Here is a 2,987-nt window from a genome sequence, read left to right as displayed (position 1 = left end):
TCACCATTAATATAAGCGAGGTCCAAACGGTAATACCAATTATTTCCTTTTTTTCTTACTGATCCTTCCATAAAATCCATTCCTTTCGTAATTTGGTGAAGTAAATACGGTTTTTAATTTATTTAAAGCGTGAAGAGGATAAAAAATAAACTAATTCGTATTTATTAACTTAAAAATCGAATGTATGTTCGTTTTGTGTGTAAAAAAATAAGGCTCTAGGCTATATTTCAATTCTTATAAAAGATGTTTTTTCCGATATTTCTCTAAAGCTGCCAAGTATTTTAGCGAGTATCTTTATTTCGTTTAAATTCGTTACTGCAAACTCCGTTTTATTCTCAAAATTAGAAATCGGAATAAAATGATGTTTTCCTTTTATCTTCTGATAAAGAAATGCGTGATAATCGAATTTTTCGTTTTCCGTTTCAATTGTAACGATATCTCCGTTCTTTATATATTTGCCGGCATCATTTGGATCGAACTCAACGACCATTGCGATATCGTCATTCATGAAGTATTTATTATCCTCACCAGTGGTTATTCTTGATAATTTTATTGGCAATTCGTTCCATGTTTCTGGGATACCTAATAATAAATTTTCCATAATAAAAGCTCCTTTACTTTTTAAACCTGCTGTTCAGTAAATACTTAGCAGCAGGTTATTTTTTGACAATTTTATTTAGATAAACTAATTTCAGTTTTTCCGTATTCGGTTCCAAATAAATCTCCAGCTACAAGTGTTACCGGAGTAGTAGTGTCGTCAAGCTCATATGCTACTGCATTAGAAACTGTGCCACCAGGTTTAATATCTTGTGTTTGAGAATCCAAAAATTGTTGATCAGGGAGAGAACCTATTTTCAATTCGTTGACAGCGTTAGGATCATTGTCTTGAATTGCTTTAAAATTTAAAATCCAAGCATTAGTAGGATTTATAGGAGTGCTATTATCGTAATCAGGATTTACTAAAGTGTCGTACCAAATAGCAATTATCGGCTTTTCGCCATATTCATTTCCCACTTCGCCTGGATTAATAACCGCATGTTTTGTAATTTTTACGGTGTATGAATTACCCTTTAAAATTGTCCCATCAAAAGTAGATTCAGCTGCCGTTTTTACAAAATTTCCTGTTGCTTTTTCTGATGATGACTCCTCGGAAGCCGCTTTAGTTGTTTCTGTTACAGTTTTTTTCAAAGTAGAACTTGCACTTTTTTCGTTAGAGGTAGAACATGCCGCTAACGAAATTGAACTCACTAACACTAAACCCAACCCAAAAATTTTTTTCATCAATTATTTCCTCCAAATGTTATTTAAGTAATTTAATGACATTTTTATTAATTTTCATAGAATCAAGTGGCATAACTCCTGAATCATTGAAGTACCATTTTTCTTTATCTTTTTTTCTGCTGATTTTATCAGGCAATAGTTCGACGACTTTTAGCACTCTTTCTATATCAAATGCCGGGCATTTTTCAAATAATTTTGCTTTATACTTAATTTTTTCTATAATCTCTTCTTTATTAATAATCCAATCTCCTAAAACATTAAATTCACCAAATGACCACCAAGGTGTTTGAGAGGGTGTCAGCATTAATCTATGGCACCCAAACGGGTTAGATGTCCACTCCGATGCGCCAAAACAAAAATTAGGATCATTAAATTTCAGTTTATCGCCATAACAGATGTTGATTTTACCAAGTGATTTGTTATCGATAATTTCACCATTTATAAAAACAAACGTCGATTTCCAGTTACCAATCAATTTATATAGTCTCATAAATTCTAAGAAGTTTTTTTCGATAAAAAAAGCTTGGTAAACTGAGTTTCCTTGATCGTCAGCATCTTCAACGTATCTATCTGAATTTTTAGCTAAATAAAGAGCTTTACTAAAATTTTTTGAAGTTGATTTTCCAAAACTAATTGAAATATTCCACCGTTTATAAATATCTGCTTCATCAAAAGGAGAAATGTTCGTAACACTTATAGGTAGTTCGTTCTCGACAGTTGTTTCCAATTCGTTTTTCAGATGATCAGTAGGAGTAAGCGAAACCACGATATTATTGATCTTTCGTATTTGACCTTCATTTAGTTCGTTCGTAAAAGCGAATAAAGATTCTTTGAATTTATTTATATGATTGAGTATGGACTTATCTGTAGATAAAGAGTCAACTTTTTCGATTAACTGAGAAGAGCTCCTTTGGATTAGACTGTCAATATATGAAGATTTGTTTATCACTAGATCGTTATATAAGTTTTGCACAGAATTATTGTTCATCGATAAATAGGCTTTGTATATATCAATTGTTTCTATAATCTCTGTAAGAGAATTAATCAATAAATTGTACCGTGAAAAGAAAGTATCGACATTTTTAGTCGTTTTAATTATTTTTAGGGAATCGTTAATCACGGTTTGTTTCTGTTCAATAATAAATTTTGCACTAATTAATTCTTGGCTAGTGAATTTTTTAGGAACTGTTTTCTCAGATTTTTTATATTCTTTTCTCCCATTTTTTAAGAAATCAAATATCCCCATAACCGAACCCTCCAATTTACTAAAATATTTTTAAAACACCAATAGTACCATTATCCCTAAAAAATATAGTGTAGCCGTTTTCAGTTTTTATTCCATTAAAACGCCTTGCGTAGTAAGATATTGCATCTTCAAAAACTTGCTTGGTTACAGCCAAATGAGTAATGCAATCATCAATCGTTTTGCATCTATTCTCATAGCAATCAATGATGTCAGAAGGGGAGACAACCAGAGTAGCCCCAATGTCTCTTGCCAGCCTTTCTTGTTTCCGTTTCAAATTTGTATCTTGATCTATGATATCCCCAACCGTTGTTAAGTGATGACCGATTTCTTCAGCAACTGTTCCAACTAAATTTTCATGCGTTTGTCTCGGATTTAAATACACGTAATTATCTACATATAGTCCTGACTGCCCATCTGGCATCTTTTCATCAAAAATATAGTTGATGTTTGGATAAGCAGC

At 31.9% G+C, this 2,987-nt stretch carries 4 protein-coding genes; all 4 read right to left on the bottom strand.

Going from position 1 to position 2,987, the window contains the following annotated elements; genetic code table 11:
• Nucleotides 1-220: 220 nt before the first annotated feature.
• Nucleotides 221-601: a hypothetical protein gene (locus Q0977_RS18055; RefSeq protein WP_299516507.1), complete on the bottom strand. Its 381-nt coding sequence runs from the start codon at nt 599-601 to the stop codon at nt 221-223.
• Nucleotides 602-672: 71 nt separating this feature from the next.
• Nucleotides 673-1,281 (bottom strand): DUF5067 domain-containing protein, encoded by a 609-nt coding sequence (locus Q0977_RS18050; protein ID WP_299516509.1) that lies wholly within the window; start codon nt 1,279-1,281, stop codon nt 673-675.
• 19 nt (nt 1,282-1,300) lie between these two features.
• On the bottom strand, nt 1,301-2,527 hold the full coding sequence (locus Q0977_RS18045) for a hypothetical protein (RefSeq protein ID WP_299516505.1): 1,227 nt from the start codon (nt 2,525-2,527) through the stop codon (nt 1,301-1,303).
• A gap of 19 nt (nt 2,528-2,546) precedes the next feature.
• Nucleotides 2,547-2,987, bottom strand: a 441-nt coding sequence (locus Q0977_RS18040; protein WP_299516503.1) for an ImmA/IrrE family metallo-endopeptidase, incomplete at its 5' end; no start/stop codon positions are given.

It is taken from the genome of uncultured Rummeliibacillus sp., from assembly GCF_934216135.1.
Classification (GTDB): Bacteria; Bacillota; Bacilli; order Bacillales_A; family Planococcaceae; genus Rummeliibacillus.
Note: the sequence above shows the minus strand (reverse complement) of the source record. Positions and strands in the feature narration are given on the sequence as shown.